Source organism: Streptomyces sp. SID3343, assembly GCF_009865215.1.
Classification (GTDB): Bacteria; Actinomycetota; Actinomycetes; order Streptomycetales; family Streptomycetaceae; genus Embleya.
Genome location: NZ_WWJX01000822.1, coordinates 1 through 17,028, shown reverse-complemented (window position 1 = coordinate 17,028; position 17,028 = coordinate 1). Strand labels below are relative to the sequence as shown.

Below are 17,028 nucleotides of genomic sequence, written 5' to 3'. Positions count from 1 at the left end.
ACGCACTCGTCGAACCACCGTGGCGGCGCCCCGAGCCGGACGGTCGGACCGGGCAACTCCGCAGCCTCCGGAGCGCGTTCCTGATACTCGACGTTGCGGGTGTCGGGCGCCCACTCCGCCGACGCGTCGCCGTCGCAACAAGGACAGCCGAGGGCGAACCGGCGTTGCCCGGCGCCGGCGGCCCGAACAGGCCCACCATCGCTCAGCCGATCACCGTGAGGACGGCGTTCCCGAGGATGACCACGGGTGAGATCGCGATGAGCGTCCCGCCCATCAGGATGCCGAACACCCTGACGTACGCCGACGTGGCATTTCTTGCGAACAGCACTCGTTCCGCGGGCGCCTGGGGGTCGTACAGGATGTCCACGAAGTCCCCGGTGGTCGCGAATCCCGGAGGGCTCAGGTCGGGTCGTGCGGTCACCACGTCACCGGTCATGGTGGTGAACTGTTGGCCACGCACCACGAACACGCGCCGTCGGTCCAAGCCGGTCGAAATGGTCGCCTTCAGCCTGGCCTGGACGGTGATCCCGCGCTTCCCGAGCAGGTATCTGTCCCGCCACTCCCGGCCGGCGACCCGGAACACGGCGAACGCGCCGAGACCGAAAAGGCCCATGACGAACGACAGAATGGGACCCGTATCCGCCTCCGCCCCGAGCCAAAGGACGGCCGCGAACCAGCCCACGAGCGCACCGAGCACGCGCCACCCATGCCCCGAGATGTTCGGCCGCCGGGTCGGCACGGTGACGATCTCCACGGCGGGCGTGCCGGCGTCGGGGGCACCGGCCGACGCCACGCGCCGTTGCAGCGCCTGCGCGAACACCGCCACCGCGTCGGGACGATCACGCGGGGTCCGATGGACGGAGGCGTCGTGCAACTCGATCAGGACACTCGTCGTCTCCGCCACGGACACGGCTCGAATGTGTTCGTACGGCACCGCGGTGGTGGTGCGGCCTTCCTTGACGACCAGTCGCCTCGGCTGTAAGCGAGCGCTCGAACGCCCCGACCCCAACACGACGTTCTCGCCAGGAACAACGGCCGTCATCGATCCCCCCTCGATCCCGACGGCTCACCGTTCCCCACTGCCGCCGACGCCCTGCGACGATACTCGACCGAGGCAGCTGAACGGGGTGGGCAACCGGGGCAAGCCCGCGCCCCGGCCGTCGACGTCCTCGTCCTCGCCTTCGGCGTGCGTACGCCGATCGCCCTCCGGGCCGGCACACTTGCGCGCCACGCGGCCTACCGCGCCGCCGACCGAGTGACCGTCGTCCGTGGCCTCCCCCGGGATCGGCGTCGGGTGGCCCCGGTCAGGTTCGACCGGTGGCGGGGAGGGCGGGCGGGGTTGCGCTGAGTCGGAGGAAGAAACCGGCTTGGGCCACGACCAGGGCGAGGTTGGCGCACGCGAGGGCCGTCCAGAGCGCGCCCAGGCCGCCCGCGTCGGCCAGGGGTACCGCGGCGACGACGAGCAGACCGTAACAGCAGGCGAACGACCAGAGGCTGGGCATGGTGCGCTTGAGTCCGATCAGGGCGAATCCGCACACGGCCTGGACGGCATCGGCCACGACGACGACCAGGACGACGGGCAACCGGTCGGCCACCCCCGACCGCAGCCGCGGGTCGTCGGTGAAGATCGACACCACCGGGCCACGCAAGGCGACCAGCACCGTGGCCAGGATCGCTACGGCGCACAACGCGACGGCAACGGCGTTGCGCACGACTCGTCGGATCGCGGCCGCGTCGTGGTTCGCCGCGTGGATCGCGATCATCGGCACCCCGGCCTGCCCGACCGCCACGGCGGCCGTGAACATCACGTTGACCAGCGAGACACACACGCTGTGCATCGCCGCGCTCGTGGTGTCGATGCGGGCCGCCGCGAACGACAGGGCGCCCAGGACCGCGAACTTGATCAGGACCGTACCGGCCAACGGAAGCCCGACTCGCGCACAGCGGGCCATCTCGCGCGGGTCGGGACGCCCCAGCCGAAGGCGGTGGCCTGCCAGGACGGTGGACCGTCGTAGCGCCGTCTGCCCCACGCAGGCACCGATCAGGGCCGCGGCGAGCATCGCCAGGCCCGCTCCGGGCAGACCGAGAGAGGGTAACGGCCCGATCCCCCGGACCAGGCCGAAGGAGAGCACGACGGCGGCCGCCGTGCCACACAGCCCGGCACGCATCACCAGGCGGTTGTGGCCCAGCCCCACCAACACCGAGCCGGCCGACGCACCGACCGCGGTCGCGAGCACCGAGGCGGCGAGGATGTAGGGGAACGAGCCCAACGGCTCCAGCGTGCTGTGGGGTACTCCGCCCAGGCGACCGATCAGGGGCACCGCCGCGACCGCCGCGGCGCCTGTGCTCCCGACGGTCAAAGCCACCCACATGCCGTTGCGTACCACGGGTAACAACGCATCGGGATCGTCGGCGTGCTCCGCCACGAACGGCATCAAACCGCGAAGGACCCCGGAGACGACGGCGATCACCGGACCGAACACCGCCATGGTGACGGCGAAAGCCGCCAACGAATCGGTCGCGTGGTGACCGAGCACGGCCGTGTCCACCAACGACGCGGCCGACGCCGTGATCATCGTCAGATACAGCGGCAACGCCGCCCCCGCGATGCGCACGAAATCGCCGGGTCCTGTCGTTGAATCGCTCCCGGACATGTGTCCCCTGTTCCTTCGTTCGTTGCAGGCGCCGGCCCGCCGATCGGCGGGGCGCTTGAGGACACACATCGTTCCATCGGGGGAACCGATCCGCTTCGGCTTTTCGGCGGAGGATCAGCCCTGCGGGTAGAACAGGAAGAGGGTGCAGCCCGTGGTGGTCTGCGGCACGTGTGACGAACCCGCCGGGGCGTGGATGAAGGATCCGGCCGGGTGGTCGGACACCCCGTCGTTGAAGACCCCGTCGAGCACGAAGACTTCCTCCGGCCCCGGCGCGTGCACGTCGACGCCCTCCCAGCAGGTGTTCGGGTCCATCTCCAGCACGTGCGCGGCGGCGCCGTCGTCCCCCGTCCACAGGGAGCGCAGACGGATACCGGGGAAGAGTTCGCGGATCGGGGCGTCGCGTACGTGCGCGAACGCGAAGGCGGGCGAAGGCTTTTCTGTCGTCATGCGACCACCTTGTCCGGCTCGGGTCCCTCCGCCCAGTGTCCGAATCGACGTTCTCCGGTACTTTTCTGCCATGCACCGTGTGGTCGCCCTCGTACACCCTCCGCAATCGACATTCGAACTCGCCTGCGCTGCCGAGGTGTTCGGGAAGAAGCGCCGGGAACTACCCACCCGTTACGCGTTCTCCGTGTGCACGGCCGTCCCGGGTCCGGTCTCCACGGGCGCGGGGTACGACATGCTCGTGGACGCGGGTCTCGACGCCCTGGCGCGGGCCGACACCGTCGTGCTCCCCGGCCGGTCCGATCCGCGGCGACCCCCCTCGCCGGCGACGGTCGAGGCCCTGCGCGCCGCGCACGCACGGGGGGCGCGGATCCTCGCCATCTGTTCCGGTGCCTTCCCGCTCGCGTACACGGGGCTGTTGGACGGTCGCCGGGCAACCTCCCACTGGGCCCACGCGGGCGAACTCGCCTCGCTGTTCCCGGCGATAGGGGTCGACCCCGATGTGCTGTACATCGACCACGGCGACGTGGCCACCAGCGCCGGCGCGGCCGCCGGGATCGACCTGTGCCTCCACGTGGTTCGCGAAGACCACGGGGCCGCGTACGCCGCGACCGTCGCGCGGAACATGGTCATGCCACCGCATCGAGAGGGTGGCCAATTGCAGTACGCGACCCCGCCACCGCCCGCACGGCTCGACGGCTCGCTCGCCCCCGTCCTGGAGTGGGCCCTCGGCCGACTCGCCGAACCCGTGGGCGTCACCGACCTGGCCGCGCGCGCGGGAGTCTCGCCCCGAACCCTCGCCCGCCGCTTTGCCGAGCAGCTCGGGGTGACTCCCGGCCGGTGGCTGCTCACCAGGCGCGTCGACGCGGCCCGGGTACTGCTGGAGTCCTCCGACGCACCGTTGGACACCGTGGCACACGAGTCGGGCCTGTCCTCGGCGACCAACATGCGCCGCCGTTTCCTCGATGTGGTGGGCACGACGCCGGGCGCGTACCGGCGGGCATTCCGCACCACCGCACACCACGGGACGCCCTGAAGTCGGCACGCGCTCGTCGCGGGTCCGGTATCCCGTTGCAGGGAGCCGTTTCGCGGACGATCATGACCGGCATGGCCCGACCGAAGCACATCATCGAGTGCGGAGACTTCGTCCTGCGGCGCTGGCGGGGACAGGAGGATTTCGCCCCGGCATTCAGGTTGATCGAGGAGTCTTTGACTCACCTGCGCCCGTGGGAGCCGTGGGTTGCCCTGCACAGCGAGGCGAACACCCGAGAGCTCCTGGCCAAGTTCGAGTCGAGGTGGGCGAACGGCGACGTGTACAACTACGCCATCGCCGAGGACGGCACTCTCGTCGGCATGTGCCAGACCTCTCGCGGGGCCGAGCCTCGGGGGCGACGCATGGGGTATTGGCTCCACCCTGCCGCCACCGGCCGAGGCATCGCCACGCGAGCGACAGCGGCCTTGGTCGCCGAGATGTTCCGCCTCCCGGAGGTGGAGTACCTCGAAATCACGCACGACCTCGCCAACACCTCCAGCGCCGCCGTACCGCGCCGGTTGGGCTTCACCGAAGTCCGGCGCGAACGGGCGACACCGCCCACGGCCCCGTCCGGCAGCGGGATCGACGTGGTGTGGCGGCTGGACCGCCCCGCGCCGCCCGTCGACGCCACTCGCGTCGACGGGGACTGATCAGCCGGTTGGTGGGGGGCCCGACGGCGCAAGCTCCGTGCCTCGTGCGCAGGCCGAGGCGGGATCAAAGGTCGACGACGAGTCGAGCCGACAAGGAGCGCGACACGCAGGGGTACATGTGACCCGCGGGTGCGCCGATGTCGTCGCGGTGTTCGGGGGTTCCTTCGAGAACGACGAGGTCGCAGCTCGCGCACAGCCCTTCGCGGCATCCGGACGCCACCGGCCGGCCGGCGCGGTCGAGGGCGTCGAGCATCGTCTCGCCGGGTTCGACCGTGACCTGTACTCCGGAGCGGGCGCAGAGCACCTCGAACGGGGAGTCGGGAGCGAAGGTCTTGTCCGCTCGGCGAAAGCGTTCGAGGTGCAGCCGGTCTGCCGGAAAGCTCGCGCCACAGGCGTCGAGCATGCCCGCCGGCCCACAGCAGTAGATCGAGGTGTCCTCCGGGAGTCGGCGGGCGAGATCGGCGAGATCCGGTCGGCCGTCCCGTTCGGTGGCGATGATTCGAGCGCGATCGGCGAAGGTCTCCCGGATTTCGGCGACGAAAGGCATCGCGTCTTCCGTGCGCCCGATGTAGACGAGATCTGCCTGTGCCGTGGGGCGGTCGGCAACTGCTCGCATCATCGGCAGGATCGCGGTGATGCCGATGCCGCCGGCGATGAAGAGATATCGGCGCGCCCCGACCAGAGGAAAATTGTTCCGGGGTTCGGAGATCCGCACGCGGTGCCCGGCTCGAAGGAACAGATTGACGTACTCCGAGCCGCCGCGGCTGAGTCGATCGTGACGCACCGCGATCCGGTAGCGATCGCGGTCGGTCGAAGATCCGCACAGTGAGTACTGTCTCGTGAGCCAATTGGGCAGGGAGACATCGATGTGGGCCCCGGGCTCCCACGGGAGCAGCGGCTTTTCGGTCCGATGCAGGGTGACCACGGCAATACGGGGAGCGATCGACTCGATCCGCTCGACCAACGCTTCCTGCATGAATTGCGACCCTTCTCAGTACAGCGTGCGGTAGGAGTCCTGCGCGGCGCGGTCGATGACGGCGGCGTCCAGGTCGAGCCCGAGTTGCGCGACCGCGGCTTCCCCGACGGAGGGGATCTCGTCGGCGAGCGCCTGGGAATCGGGATCCCACAGCCGGGAGCGGATCAGCGCCCTGCCGCAGTGGAAATAGGCTTCGACCACCTTGATGATCAGGGCCATCGGCGGCGCTTTGCCCTCGACGTGCATGCGAGCGAGTACATCGGGTTCGTCGCTGGGATAGGCGCGCCCGTTGACGCGCAGGACCTCACGAACTCCGGGCACCAGGAACAGCAGCCCGACGCCGTCGTTCTCGGCCAGGTTGTCGAAGGAATCCGCGAGTTTGTTGCCGGGGCGGTCCGGCATTGCCAGCGTGCGCTCGTCGAGGACTTTCACGAATCCCGGATAGTCCCCGCGAGGAGAGCTGTCCGGAAGTCCGGTGGCATCGGCGGTCGCAAGGGATACGAACGGCGAGTGGGCGATGAAGCGGTGGAAGTACGCATCGATCCGGTCCAGTTTCTTGGCTTTCGCCATGGGAGCGGGGTTGCCGATCAACGCGCGCACCTTTTCGGGTGTCAGGCGTCGGTAGCGGAGTTCGGTGGGGTCCATGACCATCCCTTCACGAGGAGACTCCACGAGGAGACTCGGCGGTTCGACCACGAGAGGACTCGGCGGTTCAACTCACCGCGGAGCGTCCTTCCTTCCAGTAGCCGAGGAAGGTGATTGCCGTCTTCGGGACGTCGCGTTCCCGGACGAGCAACCGCCGCGCGCCTTTGACCAGCCCGCTTTCGCCCGCGATCCAGGCGTACAGGGGCGGCGGCGGGATGTCGGTGTCCGTCAGGGCGCGCAGCGCCAGTCGTCCCGGGGTCTCGTGGGCGGTCCGCCCATGGATCCAGCGGACGTCCACTCCCGGGGGCGCCTGGATCTCGCGTACGTCGGCCGCGTCGGCGACCTCCAGCAGCGCGACGCCTTCCAGGTCGGGTGGGGCGGATTCGAGGATGCTCAGCACGGCGGGAACGGCGCTGTCGTCGGCGACGAGGAGGGTGCGTGCTCCGGCCGGCGGGAGGTAGGTGATTCCTTCGTCGAGGATCGCCACCTCGTCGCCCGGTCGAGCGTTCAGGCCGAAGCGCGATCCGGGTGATTGCCCGCCGTGCACCGCGACTTCGATGTCGAGTTCGAGATCTGCGGCGCGAAAGGAGCGTACGGAATAGCTGCGTACCCACGGCCTCGTCTGAGTGTCCATGGTCAGCAGTTGCAGCAGGGCTCCGGTGCCCGACCAGGTGGGCATCCGCAGCCGGGCCTGGCCTTCCCGGCGGAAGAACAGCCGTACCCACTGGTCGGCGCCCATGCCGTCGAAGTCGGCGAGGTCCGGTCCCCCGACGGTGACCGTTGCGACGTGCTCCGAGCGCTGTTCACGGCGCAACACCTCTGCCCGCAGCAGTCGTCGCGTCGGCGACACCTGTCGCTTGGTCATCTCACCTGTTCCCTTCGTCGGCGTCGGGTGGCGTGTGTGTCGGCAGGCCCCGGTCGCCCTCCCCCACCCCGCTTCTCGCGCGGTGGCGTCGGCGGGCGAATTCGGCCGCGACGCGTTCAGGCGCGGCCGAATCGGCCTGCGACGTCGCCGATCCCGCTGAGCGGGTTCGCCGATGTTAGCGCTGGTAACCGTGAACGACGCTAACAGTGAACAGCGATAACAGCAACGCTAAGCTGAGCGAACCCCGAACCGGGCCGACACCGAACTGGGCCAACACCGAACCGGGCCGACACCGAACCGGGCGAACGCCGAGCTGGGCGACCACCGACAAGAGGAGTGTGCGGAGCTTGTTGCGACGGGCGGACGTGGTGGACGGAGCGATCGCGCTTTTGGACTCCGAGGGACTCGACGGGCTGACCACCCGTAAGCTCGGCCTGGCGCTCAACGTCCGGGGACCGGCGCTGTACCGGCACTTCCCGAGCAAGGAAGCGCTCCTCGACGCGATGGCCGACCGACTGCTGGAAGCGGTCGCCGCGCCCTTGCCGGCCCGGCCCTGGGACGAGCAACTGAGCTTCCTGGCCGGACGGATGCGGGCCGCGCTGTTGTCCCATCGCGACGGCGCCCGGGTGGTGGCCGGTACGTACGTGACCGGCCCCAACACGCGGTTGATCGAAGACGCGATCTTCGAGATTCTTCAGGCCGCCGAGTTCCCGGCCGCCCGGGCCGGCTGGGTCGCCTTCGCCCTCGGCCACTACGTGTTGGGCCACACCATCGAGGAACAGGCACAGGCCCAGTTGTCCGCGGCGGGTGTCTGGCAGGCCCGGAAGGACGCGTTGTCGGGGCGACCGGACTCCCGCTACGCGCGCACCGCCCTGACGGAGGCGTTCGACGCCGATCCGGCCGAGCGCTTCGACTACGGCGTGCGGCTGTTCATCGACGGTGTACGCCGCGAACTCCTCGACGCACCGCCGCGGTCGGTGAACTGAGGAACGCGTCGTGATCGGCGGCGGGCCGTGCCCGGCGCCACCGCCGCCCCGCCGGAGGCGACCGGAGGCGGGTCGTTCTAGCCGATGCGACTCGGCCCGGTCGAATTCGCCGCACCGAGTGGCGTGGCATGTCGCCCGAGGGCCGACGGCCGGCGGGCGCATCGCCGGGGGCGGGCGTCCGCGCGGCTCCCGCTCCCGGCGATCCGCGACTGCGGGCGGGCGGGTTCGGGGTCGGGTTCGGAATCGCTCCGGTCGCCGACCCACGCCCCTCGGGTCCTACGGGGCGTGGCCCAACGCCTGTTCCAGGGGCAGCGCGCCCGTCGCGATGTGGATGCCGCGCGCGACGACGCGTGCGGTGGTCGAGTCGAGCGACGCGAGTTGTGACAGCGGCGCGGGGCCGTCGTCGTGCAGCGAACAGCACAGCAGGAGCACCGTGCGCAGTGGCCCGTGCGGATACGCCGAGTTCGGCCCGGTGACCAGTTCGCGCAGCGTGCGCCAACGCACCCACGCGAGACGACCGTCGTCGGACCAGTCCAGACACATCGCGTACAACTCGGCCCGACGTACGAACGAGCCTTCCTCGGTGAGGATGTACGCGGTCGCCTGTGCGGCGAGGTCTTCTGCGGCGGCCCGGTACAGGGCTGCCTCGACGACTTCCGAGGACAAGGCCGGCACCGCCGCGCCGGCACCGCGGCGCCCGATCTCGCTCGGCGGCGATTCGGCACGGGGCTCGGCGTCGACGGGTGCCGCATCGCGTCGGTGCTCGTCGCCGGGGCGGGCTGCGGGTGGGGTCGGCTCGCGCTCCGCGTTCATGACGACGTCCCGAGGCAAAGGTGGGCGGCGGTGGATGTGCGGGCCGGGACGGACCGGCCCACCTGCTCCCGGCGAGGTGGGTCGAAGTCCTGTGGGTCGAAGTCCTGTGGATCGAACGGGAGTCGACCGGCCAACCGGCGTCGGTCCCGGGATCGTCCGCGAACGGAGGCCCCACCGATCGCATCACCGGGGAGGTCGTCGCGGCGCGCGAGGATACGCGCGTTGCCCACGACGACCGTCCTTATCGACTCTTCGGTCTGCGTCTCACGCGCCGAAAGCGCAGCATCGCTCATCCAGGAAGAGTAGAACGCGAGAGCCCATCCGTCGCTGCCCGGGTGACGGTTGTTCGCATTCACCGACAGGCGTCACGTGTCGACCTGTCACGTTTCGACCGCTCACATTTCGACCGGTCGCCGTCGTTTCGGTCCGGGCCGCCGGCCGCGCTACGGCCGGCGGCGGGGCTTGCCGCCCTTGGCGCGCTTGGGGGCGCCCGAGGTGTTTCGCGCGGGTCGACCCGACGTGCCGGCGGTGGGCTTGCGCCGGGCGCCGGAGGTGTCGGGGCGCTTGTCCTTCTTGGGTTGCGGCGGGGTGGGCGCACGCCCTCGGGAGCTGTTGACCGTTCGGCCGCGGACGATGCCGATGAACTCCTCCACCAGGTCGGTGGTGGCGTCCTGGGGCCACGACAGCGCGACTCGTGACTGGAGGGCCTCCGGCATCGGCCGGTAGGTGAGGTCCTTGCGGTGGTGCAGGCGCGCGAGCGACTGCGGCAGGACCAGGAGCCCGACGCCGGCCGCGACGAGTTCGATCGCGTCGCCGGTGGTCGCGGGCCGCTGCTTCGCGGGCAGTCCGGGCGGACGTTCCCAGTCGAGCGTGTCGTCGAGCGGGTGCAGGACGAGCGTGTCGCTCAGGTCTTCGACGGACACCTCTTCGAGGGCGGTCAGGTCGTGTTCCTTGGGAAGCACGACGACGGTGGTCTCGGCGTACAGAGGGATCGCGCTGAGGTCCGCCCCGTCGACCGGCAACCGGAGCAGGGCCGCATCGGCGCCGCCGCCGCGCAGCACGACGGGCGCTTCGGCGGCGGGGGTGGCGACCAGGGTGAGGGGGACATCGGGCAGGCGCTCTTCCCAGATGCGGACCCATTTCGCGGGTGTCACCCCGGGAACGTAGGCGAGCCGGAACGTGGGGGATGGTTGCGTGCCTGTCACCGGGTCAGGTTACCGGCCGGTGATCGAAGGCGGCGTCCGCGCTCGATACTCTTGCCTCATGACGTCGCACAAGTCCATCCAGACGATGAAGCCCGCGACCGCGGCGAAGAAGCTGGGTGTGTTCCTCGAGGCCACCCCCGCCGAGTTCCAAGAGGGTGTCGTCTCCCGCGACGAACTCGCTGCGCTCCAGACCGACCCGCCCGCATGGCTGCTGGAGCTGCGGCGTGTCGGTCCGCATCCGCGCCCGGTCGTCGCGGCCAAGCTCGGCATCTCCATCGCGGGCCTCGCCCGCGGCGGGATCACCGATCCGCTCACGACCGAACAGATCGACGCGCTCAAGGCGGAACACCCCGACTGGCTCCGGCGAGAGCGGGCCACGCAGGTCGAGGTCCGCAAGGAGACCGTCCGGATCAAGGAGAAGAACAAGGAGAAGGAGAACGGCACGACGGCCAAGGAGACGACGACCACGAAGGCCGCGAAGAACAAGGCCAAGGGCAAGGGCACCAAGCGGCCCGGCGGGACACGTCCCCGCTCCTGACGTGCCCGCTCCTGACGTGCCCGAGACTCCTTCGCCCCCGCGGGGGCGCCGCTTCTCGTTCGGGGACGACCGCGCCGCCGGTCGGGCCGTCGATTCCGGGGCCGGGAGTGTGGCCTCGACCGAAAGGCCGCCCGGGTAACCGCCCAAGGGGCCGCCGGTGCGGAGTACGCGATGGCACGGCGGCACGACCGGTAGCGGGTGGTCGCGCACGCCGTGCCGACGGCGCGACCGGCGCGGACGGCCTCGCGGTGCGCGATCCTCACCGGCGGGTCCGGGCCGTCGCCCGTGTCCGCGACTCAGAACAGTCTGGCCGTCTTCGCGGCCTCGGATTCCTCGAGTTCCAGCAGCCGCCGCTTGCGCTCCAGCCCGCCGGCGAAACCGGTGAGCCTCCCGTCGCTGCCCACCACGCGGTGGCAGGCCACGATGATGGAGATCGGGTTGTGCCCGACCGCCTGCCCCACCGACTGGGCCAACGCCTTGTTGCCCAGTCGCTCGGCGAGCGTGCCGTAAGTCGTGGTCTCGCCGAACGGGATTTCCCGGAGCATGGCCCACACACGCTCCTGGAACGGATCGCCGTCGGTGGCCGTCGGCACGTCGAACGAAGTGCGGTCACCGGCGAGGTACTCGACCAACTGGGCGGCCGTCGCGGCGAGCAGGGCGTCGTCGCGGATCTCGACCCTCGGGCCCAAGGCCTCCTCGGCGGGCATGTACCAGTGCTGCGGGAAGTACAGGCCCACCACGGCCTCTCCCGAGGCCACCACCGTCAGCTCGCCGAGCGCGGTGTCGACGATCGCGTGGCGTGTCTTCATGGTGACGAACTCTCCTCTGACGCTTGGTCGTTGCGTCTTCACGAGGCAGACGCATGGACGCGGAGGAACGTGAGGTCGATCCCGCGACCGATGCGCGCCTCGCGGCGTCGGGTTCGCGCGGGTCGGGCGCTGCCCTTCCGGTGCTCCTCGGGGCGAGGTTACCGGTTGCCGGTTACCGGGGAAGTCGTGGCACAGAGACGCCGGGCCCGATGGTGCATCGGGCCCGGCGTGACCGGGTCGGTAGGACCGGGTCGGTAGGAGACGGAGAAGGCGGCGTGAGCCAGGCGGCGTGAGCTAGGCGATACGGGCCTTGACGGGGGCCGCGGGCGTGGCCGGTTCCGGGCTGGTTTCGGGGACCAGGCGGAAGAGGGCGACGGCGCCGATCAGGCTGAGGGTGCACATGCCGGCCAGGTACCACGTCACGCCGGTCGAGCTGCCGCCCGAGTTCAGGAGCGCGGTGGAGATCGTGGGGGCCAGGCCGCCGCCGAGGACCGCGCCGAGCTGGAGGATCAGGGACGAGCCCGAGTAGCGGACGTGGACCGGGAACGTGTCCGCGATGATGGCACCCTGTACACAGTGCGTCACCGGAATGATCAGTCCCATGCCCCCCAGGGCCACGATCGCGAGGGCGGAATTGCCCGTGTTGAGCAGCGGGAAGAAGGCGAAGCACCACGCGAGGATCGCGGCGGAGCCGCCGATGAACATCGTGCGCCTGCCGTACCGATCGGCGAACCGGGTCCACAGCGGAATGGACGCGAACCACAGGACGGCGGCGCCGGTCACGCTCAAAATCAGGAATTGCTTGTCGTAGCCGAGGTGCTTGGTGCCGTACGACAGCGTGAAAACCATGAATACGTAGGCGACCGCGGAATTCGCGACCACCGCGAGAAGGGTCAGGCCCAGGCGGGGGAATCCGACCTTGAGCGATTCCGCCAACGGAAACTTGACGACGTTGTCCTGTGTGCGCGCCTTGTCGAAGGAAGGGGATTCGGTGACGCGGAGCCGAATCACGAGACCCACCGCGACGAGCACGAAACTCAGCAGGAACGGGATGCGCCAACCCCATGACGTGAAGGCGTGGTCACCCATGAGCTTGCTGGTGGCGAGGAAGATCATGTTGGCGAGGATCAGGCCTGCCGGAGTGCCCATCTGGGGGAACCCCGCGTACAGGTTGCGCTTGCCCGCCGGGGCGTGCTCCATCGACATCAGCGTCGCGCCCGCGCCCTCGCCGCCGAGGCCGATGCCCTGGATGATGCGCAGCAGGACGAGCAGTACCGGAGCCCAGAAACCGATCGCGTCGTAATTGGGAATGGCGCCGATGAGAGTCGACCCCACCCCCATCATGACGAGCGAGACCACCAGGGTCGCTTTTCGTCCGATGCGGTCGCCGAAATGCCCGAAGACCAGTCCGCCGAGCGGTCGGGCGACGAATCCGACGGCCAGGGTCGCGAACGACGCCAGTGTTCCCGCCGCCGGGCTGAGCGACGGAAAGAACTGCTTGTCGAAGATAAGCGCGGCCGCGGTGCCGTACAGGAAGAAGTCGTACCATTCGAGCGTGGTGCCGGCCAGCGTCGCGATGGCTGTCCTGCCCGCGGCGTTTTCACCGCCGTCCTTGCTCTTTTCGCTGTCGTCCCGGGGTGAATTGCTCATGCGGTGACCTGTCACTTCGCTCGGGTGGTCGCGGCGTTCGCGGCGGGGAGCCACTACGACGGCCGGTGTTCACTACGCGTTAAGGGTGGATCCTGGTCCCCATCGGACATGACTACAAATGCCGATTCACAGGCGCTGTATATCCGTTTGGATATGGGGCGGTGTGATAGCCAACGGTTATCGGCCCAGGTCTTGGACCGTCACGCTCTGTTCCCGGCAGCCTGGTGGCCACGGCCCCGCCGCACCGACGGGGACGACGACGAGGGGGCTTCCATGCGCAGGATCTGGCTGATCACCGGTGCGAACAGCGGCTTCGGGCGGGCGCTGACGGAGGCGGCCGTCGCCGCCGGCGACACCGTGGTGGCGACCGCCCGCCGGACCGAGACGTTGGCCGACGTGGTGGCCGCGCATCCGGGACGCGTCGAGGCGGTGCGGTTGGATGTCACCGACACCGCCGGGATCACGGCCGCGGTCGACGCGGTGATCGCCGCCCACGGGCGCGTCGACGTCCTGGTCAACGCCGCGGGCCGAACCCACGTGGGCGCCGTCGAGGAGACCACCGACGCCGAGTTGCGTTCCCTGTTCGAGGTGCACGTGTTCGGGCCGGCCGCGCTGACGCGCGCCGTGCTGCCACACATGCGTGCCCGCCGCTCCGGCGCGATCGTGCAGTTCAGCAGCATGGGCGGGCAGATGTCGTTCGCGGGCTTCTCGGCGTACAGCGCGACCAAGTTCGCCTTGGAGGGCTTCTCCGAAGCGCTCGCCGACGAGGGCGCGGCCTTCGGTATCAAGGTGCTCGTGGTCGAGCCCGGCGCGTTCCGTACCGCTCTGTTCGGCGGCGCGAGCGCGAGCACGGAGATCGACGCCTACGCCGACACGGTGGGCGCGACCCGGCGGATGGTCGCGGCGGGCGACGGCCTACAGCCCGGCGACCCGGCCAAGGCCGCCGCCGCGATCGTGGCCGCGCTGGATGCCGAGGTCACTCCGCTGCGCCTGCCGCTGGGCGACGACGCGGTCGACGCGGTGGTGGGCCATCTCGACGCCGTCCGCGCCGAGATCGCCACGTGGGAGAAGGTCGCCCGCGACACCGCCTTCGACGCCTGAGCGCGAGCGGAACCGGCCGGCGCTCCATCCCCGAGCAGATGGTGAGCGGAGCGCCGGACGGTGGATCGGTCAGCGGGTTTGCGGGTGTACGGTCCCGGCGTAGCGGCGCGTGTAGCCGTCCGCGGCGGTGATCGTGACGTCGTAGCGGCCGTGCGCGTCGGCGGGCCACTCGGCGCGGTCGCGGTCGTGTGCCTGGAGCCACTGGGTGCGCGGGCTGCCGCCGAAGTCGTTGGGCGTGATGGTGAACCGTACGGGCGTGTCGCCGTCGTTGCTCAGGCGCAGGTCGAGCTTGGTCTCGGCGGGTTTGCGACCGCGCAGCTCGGCGCCGACCGACGGCACGGGTATGTCGCGCTGCCCCGCGCGCACCACGCTGCCGGCGAAGCGGCGGACGAAGCCGTCGGCGCCGTGGACGCTGAAGTCGTAGAGGCCGTCGGTGGTCGACGCGTCCCATGTGTAGGTCGCCGTCCTGCCGGCCGGCACCGTGAACGGGGTGCCCGCGAACGGCATGGCGATGTTGGGGAAGACGGTGAAGTGGTAGGTGACGGAGCCGTTGTTGGTCAGTGTGCACACGACCTTGCCGCTGTCGCGGTTCACCGTGGCCTCGGCCCACGGGCGGTAGGGCAGCGGGCGGTGCGGGCGAAAGCCGGGTTCCTGGACGGGGATCTCCTGCTTGCCGACGTCGGGCAGCCTGACGCCCGGCAGGGCCTTGGCGGCGTCGGCCTTGGCGATCAGCGCGTTGGTGTCGGGCAGCGTGGGGATCGAGTAGTCGGGCCGGGTGAAGTCGAAGCACGACGTGAGGTCGCCGCACACCGATCGGCGCCATGCGGAGATGTTGGGTTCGCGGACGCCGGTGACCACCTCCAGGAAGCGCAGTACCGACGTGTGGTCGGCGACCTGCGAGTTGACGTAGCCGCCGCGCGACCACGGTGAGGCGATCCACAGCGGTACGCGCGTGCCGAGGCCGATCGGTCGGCCCCCGACGAACTCCTCGGGGGTGCCGGGCTCGGGCTGCGGCGGGATCACGTGGTCGAAGTAGCCGTCGTTCTCGTCGTACATGAGCAGGAACACGGTGTGCTTCCACACCTCGGGGTTGGCGAACATCGACCGCATCGCGGTGTCGACCCAGTGCGCGCCGTAGTTGGGTCCGGCGTCGGGATGCTCGCAGAACAGGTAGGGCGCGACCAGCCACGAGACGGTCGGCAGGGTGCCGTCCTTGCAGTGCGCGTCGAACGCGCTCAGGTCCCACTTGGTCATCGCGTTGACGTAGCGCGGGTCGTCCTTGGCGAACGCGTGGAACTGGCGAAAGTACGACAGGCCGTTGTCGTCGTAGTCGCCGTAGCGCTCGTCCTTGCTCGGGTTGTGGTAGACGCGCCAGCTCACGCCCGCGTTGTGGAGGCGCTCGGCGTAGGTGGTCCAGTCGGCGACGGGGTTGTCGGTCACCGGGGTGTTGTCGGTCCACGGGCCGGTCGTGCCGTCGCGTCCGGGGCCGGCGGTGCCGGACCACAGGTAGAGCCGGTTGGGGTCGGTGGGTCCGTTGAGCGAGGTGAAGTAGGAGTCGCACACGGTGAACGCGTCGGCGAGCGCGTACTGGTACGGGATGTCCTCGCGGTTGAAGTAGCCCATGGCCCGCTCGCCCTTGGCCGCGATCCACCGGTTCTGCGCGCCGTTGTTGACGGCGGTGTGCCCGGTGGCCCAGTCGTGCGGCAGGCCGCCGGCGTTCTGCGCGTTGTACTTGGTCGAGTCCATCCGGTACGGCAGGAGGTAGCCGCCGTCGGCGCGGCCGGGGTCGGGCTGGCGAAAGACGTCGTCGCCGTTGGGCATGACGAGGGCTTGGCGGTCGCCGAAGCCGCGAACGCCGGCGAGCGCGCCGAAGTAGTGGTCGAAGCTGCGGTTCTCCTGCATCAGGATCACCACGTGGCGGACGTCCTTGATGCTGCCGGGGCCGGCGGGGCGACCGGTGGCGGCGACCGGGGCTCCGGGCTCGGCGGGTTCGGCGGCGTGGGCCTGTCCGGTCGGGAGGCCTGCGGCGGTCGCCGCGGTCGCGGCTGCGGCGGCGCCCACGAACGTGCGGCGGTCGAGCGAGGTCATGGTTGGCCTTTCGAAGGGCGAGGGGGCGGGTCGAACGGAGGGCGCGTCAGGCCGGTACGGAGAAGGTCGCGACGACGGCGGCGTGGTCGGAGGGCCAGCGGTTGGCGGCGGTGTCCGGGACGGGCTTGGGCCAGCCGAGGACCAGGTGGTGGACCTCCTCGACGTCGAGCGGACCGAGGATGTGCAGGGCGTCGACGCGGTCCTGGGGGCGGGCGGGGTCCACGACGGGCCAGGTGCCGGCGGGGTCGCGCTCGGGGTTGCGGTGTTCGTGGCGGTACACGTCGACCAGGTCGGCGGCTGCCAGGAGCCTGGTCACCGGCCAGCGGACCGGGCCCACTCCCCCGTGGGCCGGCGCGGTGCCCTTGGTCCAGTCCAGGTGCGAGGACTACATCGACGGCCTGTCGATCCCGTACATCGTGATGGAGTACGTGGACGGCTCGACGTTGCGCGAGTTGCTGCACTCGGGCCGTCGACTGCTGCCCGAGCGGGCGCTCGAAATGACCGCAGGCGTGCTCCAGGCCCTGGAATACAGCCACCGCAACGGCATCATCCACCGCGACATCAAGCCCGC

General features: G+C 70.2%; 18 protein-coding genes. 6 read left to right on the top strand and 12 right to left on the bottom strand.

Features of this window, described 5'->3' with window-relative positions; genetic code table 11:
- Positions 1–202: 202 nt before the first annotated feature.
- The 3 genes from GT354_RS25735 to GT354_RS25725 form a co-directional block, all read right to left on the bottom strand.
- Positions 203–1,042 carry a DUF3592 domain-containing protein gene (locus GT354_RS25735; protein WP_161358754.1) on the bottom strand — a complete coding sequence of 280 codons (840 nt, stop codon included), beginning with the start codon at positions 1,040–1,042 and terminating at the stop codon, positions 203–205.
- A 262-nt stretch (positions 1,043–1,304) separates the two neighbouring features.
- Positions 1,305–2,654: an MATE family efflux transporter gene (locus tag GT354_RS25730; protein ID WP_161358753.1), complete on the bottom strand. Its 1,350-nt coding sequence runs from the start codon at positions 2,652–2,654 to the stop codon at positions 1,305–1,307.
- A 114-nt stretch (positions 2,655–2,768) separates the two neighbouring features.
- Positions 2,769–3,101 carry a cupin domain-containing protein gene (locus tag GT354_RS25725; protein WP_161358752.1) on the bottom strand — a complete coding sequence of 111 codons (333 nt, stop codon included), beginning with the start codon at positions 3,099–3,101 and terminating at the stop codon, positions 2,769–2,771.
- A 70-nt stretch (positions 3,102–3,171) separates the two neighbouring features.
- Between GT354_RS25725 and GT354_RS25720 the strand changes: the two genes are divergently transcribed.
- Both GT354_RS25720 and GT354_RS25715 read left to right on the top strand, forming a co-directional pair.
- The gene (locus GT354_RS25720; protein WP_161358751.1) at positions 3,172–4,134 is read left to right on the top strand and encodes a helix-turn-helix domain-containing protein; all 963 of its coding nucleotides are present in this window, start codon (positions 3,172–3,174) and stop codon (positions 4,132–4,134) included.
- A gap of 71 nt (positions 4,135–4,205) precedes the next feature.
- On the top strand, positions 4,206–4,781 hold the full coding sequence (locus GT354_RS25715) for a GNAT family N-acetyltransferase (RefSeq protein ID WP_346012170.1): 576 nt from the start codon (positions 4,206–4,208) through the stop codon (positions 4,779–4,781).
- Between the two features lie 64 nt (positions 4,782–4,845).
- On the opposite strand, the gene GT354_RS25710 is transcribed toward GT354_RS25715, so the two are convergent.
- From GT354_RS25710 to GT354_RS25700, 3 genes are all read right to left on the bottom strand, one after another.
- Complete coding sequence (locus GT354_RS25710) at positions 4,846–5,757, bottom strand: PDR/VanB family oxidoreductase (RefSeq protein WP_161358750.1); 912 nt, start codon at positions 5,755–5,757, stop codon at positions 4,846–4,848.
- Between the two features lie 15 nt (positions 5,758–5,772).
- Positions 5,773–6,402, bottom strand: coding sequence for an MSMEG_1061 family FMN-dependent PPOX-type flavoprotein (locus GT354_RS25705; protein WP_161358749.1), 630 nt, complete (start codon positions 6,400–6,402; stop codon positions 5,773–5,775).
- A 67-nt stretch (positions 6,403–6,469) separates the two neighbouring features.
- Complete coding sequence (locus GT354_RS25700; RefSeq protein ID WP_161358748.1) at positions 6,470–7,267, bottom strand: siderophore-interacting protein; 798 nt, start codon at positions 7,265–7,267, stop codon at positions 6,470–6,472.
- Between the two features lie 347 nt (positions 7,268–7,614).
- On the opposite strand from GT354_RS25700, the gene GT354_RS25695 reads away from it, so the two are divergent.
- Positions 7,615–8,253: a TetR/AcrR family transcriptional regulator C-terminal domain-containing protein gene (locus tag GT354_RS25695; protein ID WP_161358747.1), complete on the top strand. Its 639-nt coding sequence runs from the start codon at positions 7,615–7,617 to the stop codon at positions 8,251–8,253.
- A gap of 276 nt (positions 8,254–8,529) precedes the next feature.
- On the opposite strand, the gene GT354_RS25690 is transcribed toward GT354_RS25695, so the two are convergent.
- Together GT354_RS25690 and GT354_RS25685 are read right to left on the bottom strand one after the other, a co-directional pair.
- Positions 8,530–9,066 carry a hypothetical protein gene (locus GT354_RS25690; RefSeq protein ID WP_161358746.1) on the bottom strand — a complete coding sequence of 179 codons (537 nt, stop codon included), beginning with the start codon at positions 9,064–9,066 and terminating at the stop codon, positions 8,530–8,532.
- Between the two features lie 443 nt (positions 9,067–9,509).
- Entirely contained in the window at positions 9,510–10,271 is a 762-nt protein-coding gene (locus tag GT354_RS25685; protein ID WP_161358745.1) for a substrate-binding domain-containing protein, read from the bottom strand.
- 58 nt (positions 10,272–10,329) lie between these two features.
- Between GT354_RS25685 and GT354_RS25680 the strand changes: the two genes are divergently transcribed.
- Entirely contained in the window at positions 10,330–10,809 is a 480-nt protein-coding gene (locus GT354_RS25680; RefSeq protein ID WP_237535447.1) for a DUF5997 family protein, read from the top strand.
- Between the two features lie 296 nt (positions 10,810–11,105).
- Here GT354_RS25680 and GT354_RS25670 read toward each other — a convergent pair whose 3' ends face one another.
- Both GT354_RS25670 and GT354_RS25665 read right to left on the bottom strand, forming a co-directional pair.
- Positions 11,106–11,618, bottom strand: coding sequence for a methylated-DNA--[protein]-cysteine S-methyltransferase (locus GT354_RS25670; RefSeq protein WP_161358744.1), 513 nt, complete (start codon positions 11,616–11,618; stop codon positions 11,106–11,108).
- Between the two features lie 294 nt (positions 11,619–11,912).
- The gene (locus tag GT354_RS25665; protein ID WP_161358743.1) at positions 11,913–13,268 is read right to left on the bottom strand and encodes an MFS transporter; all 1,356 of its coding nucleotides are present in this window, start codon (positions 13,266–13,268) and stop codon (positions 11,913–11,915) included.
- Positions 13,269–13,541: 273 nt separating this feature from the next.
- On the opposite strand from GT354_RS25665, the gene GT354_RS25660 reads away from it, so the two are divergent.
- Positions 13,542–14,369: an oxidoreductase gene (locus GT354_RS25660; RefSeq protein WP_161358742.1), complete on the top strand. Its 828-nt coding sequence runs from the start codon at positions 13,542–13,544 to the stop codon at positions 14,367–14,369.
- Positions 14,370–14,438: 69 nt separating this feature from the next.
- Here GT354_RS25660 and GT354_RS25655 read toward each other — a convergent pair whose 3' ends face one another.
- Both GT354_RS25655 and GT354_RS25650 read right to left on the bottom strand, forming a co-directional pair.
- Positions 14,439–16,457 carry a phospholipase C, phosphocholine-specific gene (locus tag GT354_RS25655; RefSeq protein WP_161358741.1) on the bottom strand — a complete coding sequence of 673 codons (2,019 nt, stop codon included), beginning with the start codon at positions 16,455–16,457 and terminating at the stop codon, positions 14,439–14,441.
- Between the two features lie 46 nt (positions 16,458–16,503).
- A complete protein-coding gene (locus GT354_RS25650; protein WP_161358740.1) occupies positions 16,504–16,773 on the bottom strand; it encodes a hypothetical protein in 270 nt (89 codons plus the stop codon).
- A 103-nt stretch (positions 16,774–16,876) separates the two neighbouring features.
- Between GT354_RS25650 and GT354_RS25645 the strand changes: the two genes are divergently transcribed.
- Positions 16,877–17,028, top strand: a 152-nt coding sequence (locus GT354_RS25645; RefSeq protein ID WP_346012173.1) for a protein kinase, incomplete at its 3' end; no start/stop codon positions are given.

Coding starts and splice junctions, on each gene's coding strand:
- GT354_RS25710 (WP_161358750.1), bottom strand. CDS start 5,757: ATGCAGGAAGCGTTGGTCGAGCGGATCGAGTCGATCGCTCCCCGTATT.
- GT354_RS25705 (WP_161358749.1), bottom strand. CDS start 6,402: ATGGACCCCACCGAACTCCGCTACCGACGCCTGACACCCGAAAAGGTG.
- GT354_RS25670 (WP_161358744.1), bottom strand. CDS start 11,618: ATGAAGACACGCCACGCGATCGTCGACACCGCGCTCGGCGAGCTGACG.
- GT354_RS25720 (WP_161358751.1), top strand. CDS start 3,172: ATGCACCGTGTGGTCGCCCTCGTACACCCTCCGCAATCGACATTCGAA.
- GT354_RS25665 (WP_161358743.1), bottom strand. CDS start 13,268: ATGAGCAATTCACCCCGGGACGACAGCGAAAAGAGCAAGGACGGCGGT.
- GT354_RS25690 (WP_161358746.1), bottom strand. CDS start 9,066: ATGAACGCGGAGCGCGAGCCGACCCCACCCGCAGCCCGCCCCGGCGAC.
- GT354_RS25735 (WP_161358754.1), bottom strand. CDS start 1,042: ATGACGGCCGTTGTTCCTGGCGAGAACGTCGTGTTGGGGTCGGGGCGT.
- GT354_RS25730 (WP_161358753.1), bottom strand. CDS start 2,654: ATGTCCGGGAGCGATTCAACGACAGGACCCGGCGATTTCGTGCGCATC.
- GT354_RS25700 (WP_161358748.1), bottom strand. CDS start 7,267: ATGACCAAGCGACAGGTGTCGCCGACGCGACGACTGCTGCGGGCAGAG.
- GT354_RS25725 (WP_161358752.1), bottom strand. CDS start 3,101: ATGACGACAGAAAAGCCTTCGCCCGCCTTCGCGTTCGCGCACGTACGC.
- GT354_RS25655 (WP_161358741.1), bottom strand. CDS start 16,457: ATGACCTCGCTCGACCGCCGCACGTTCGTGGGCGCCGCCGCAGCCGCG.
- GT354_RS25660 (WP_161358742.1), top strand. CDS start 13,542: ATGCGCAGGATCTGGCTGATCACCGGTGCGAACAGCGGCTTCGGGCGG.
- GT354_RS25715 (WP_346012170.1), top strand. CDS start 4,206: ATGGCCCGACCGAAGCACATCATCGAGTGCGGAGACTTCGTCCTGCGG.
- GT354_RS25680 (WP_237535447.1), top strand. CDS start 10,330: ATGACGTCGCACAAGTCCATCCAGACGATGAAGCCCGCGACCGCGGCG.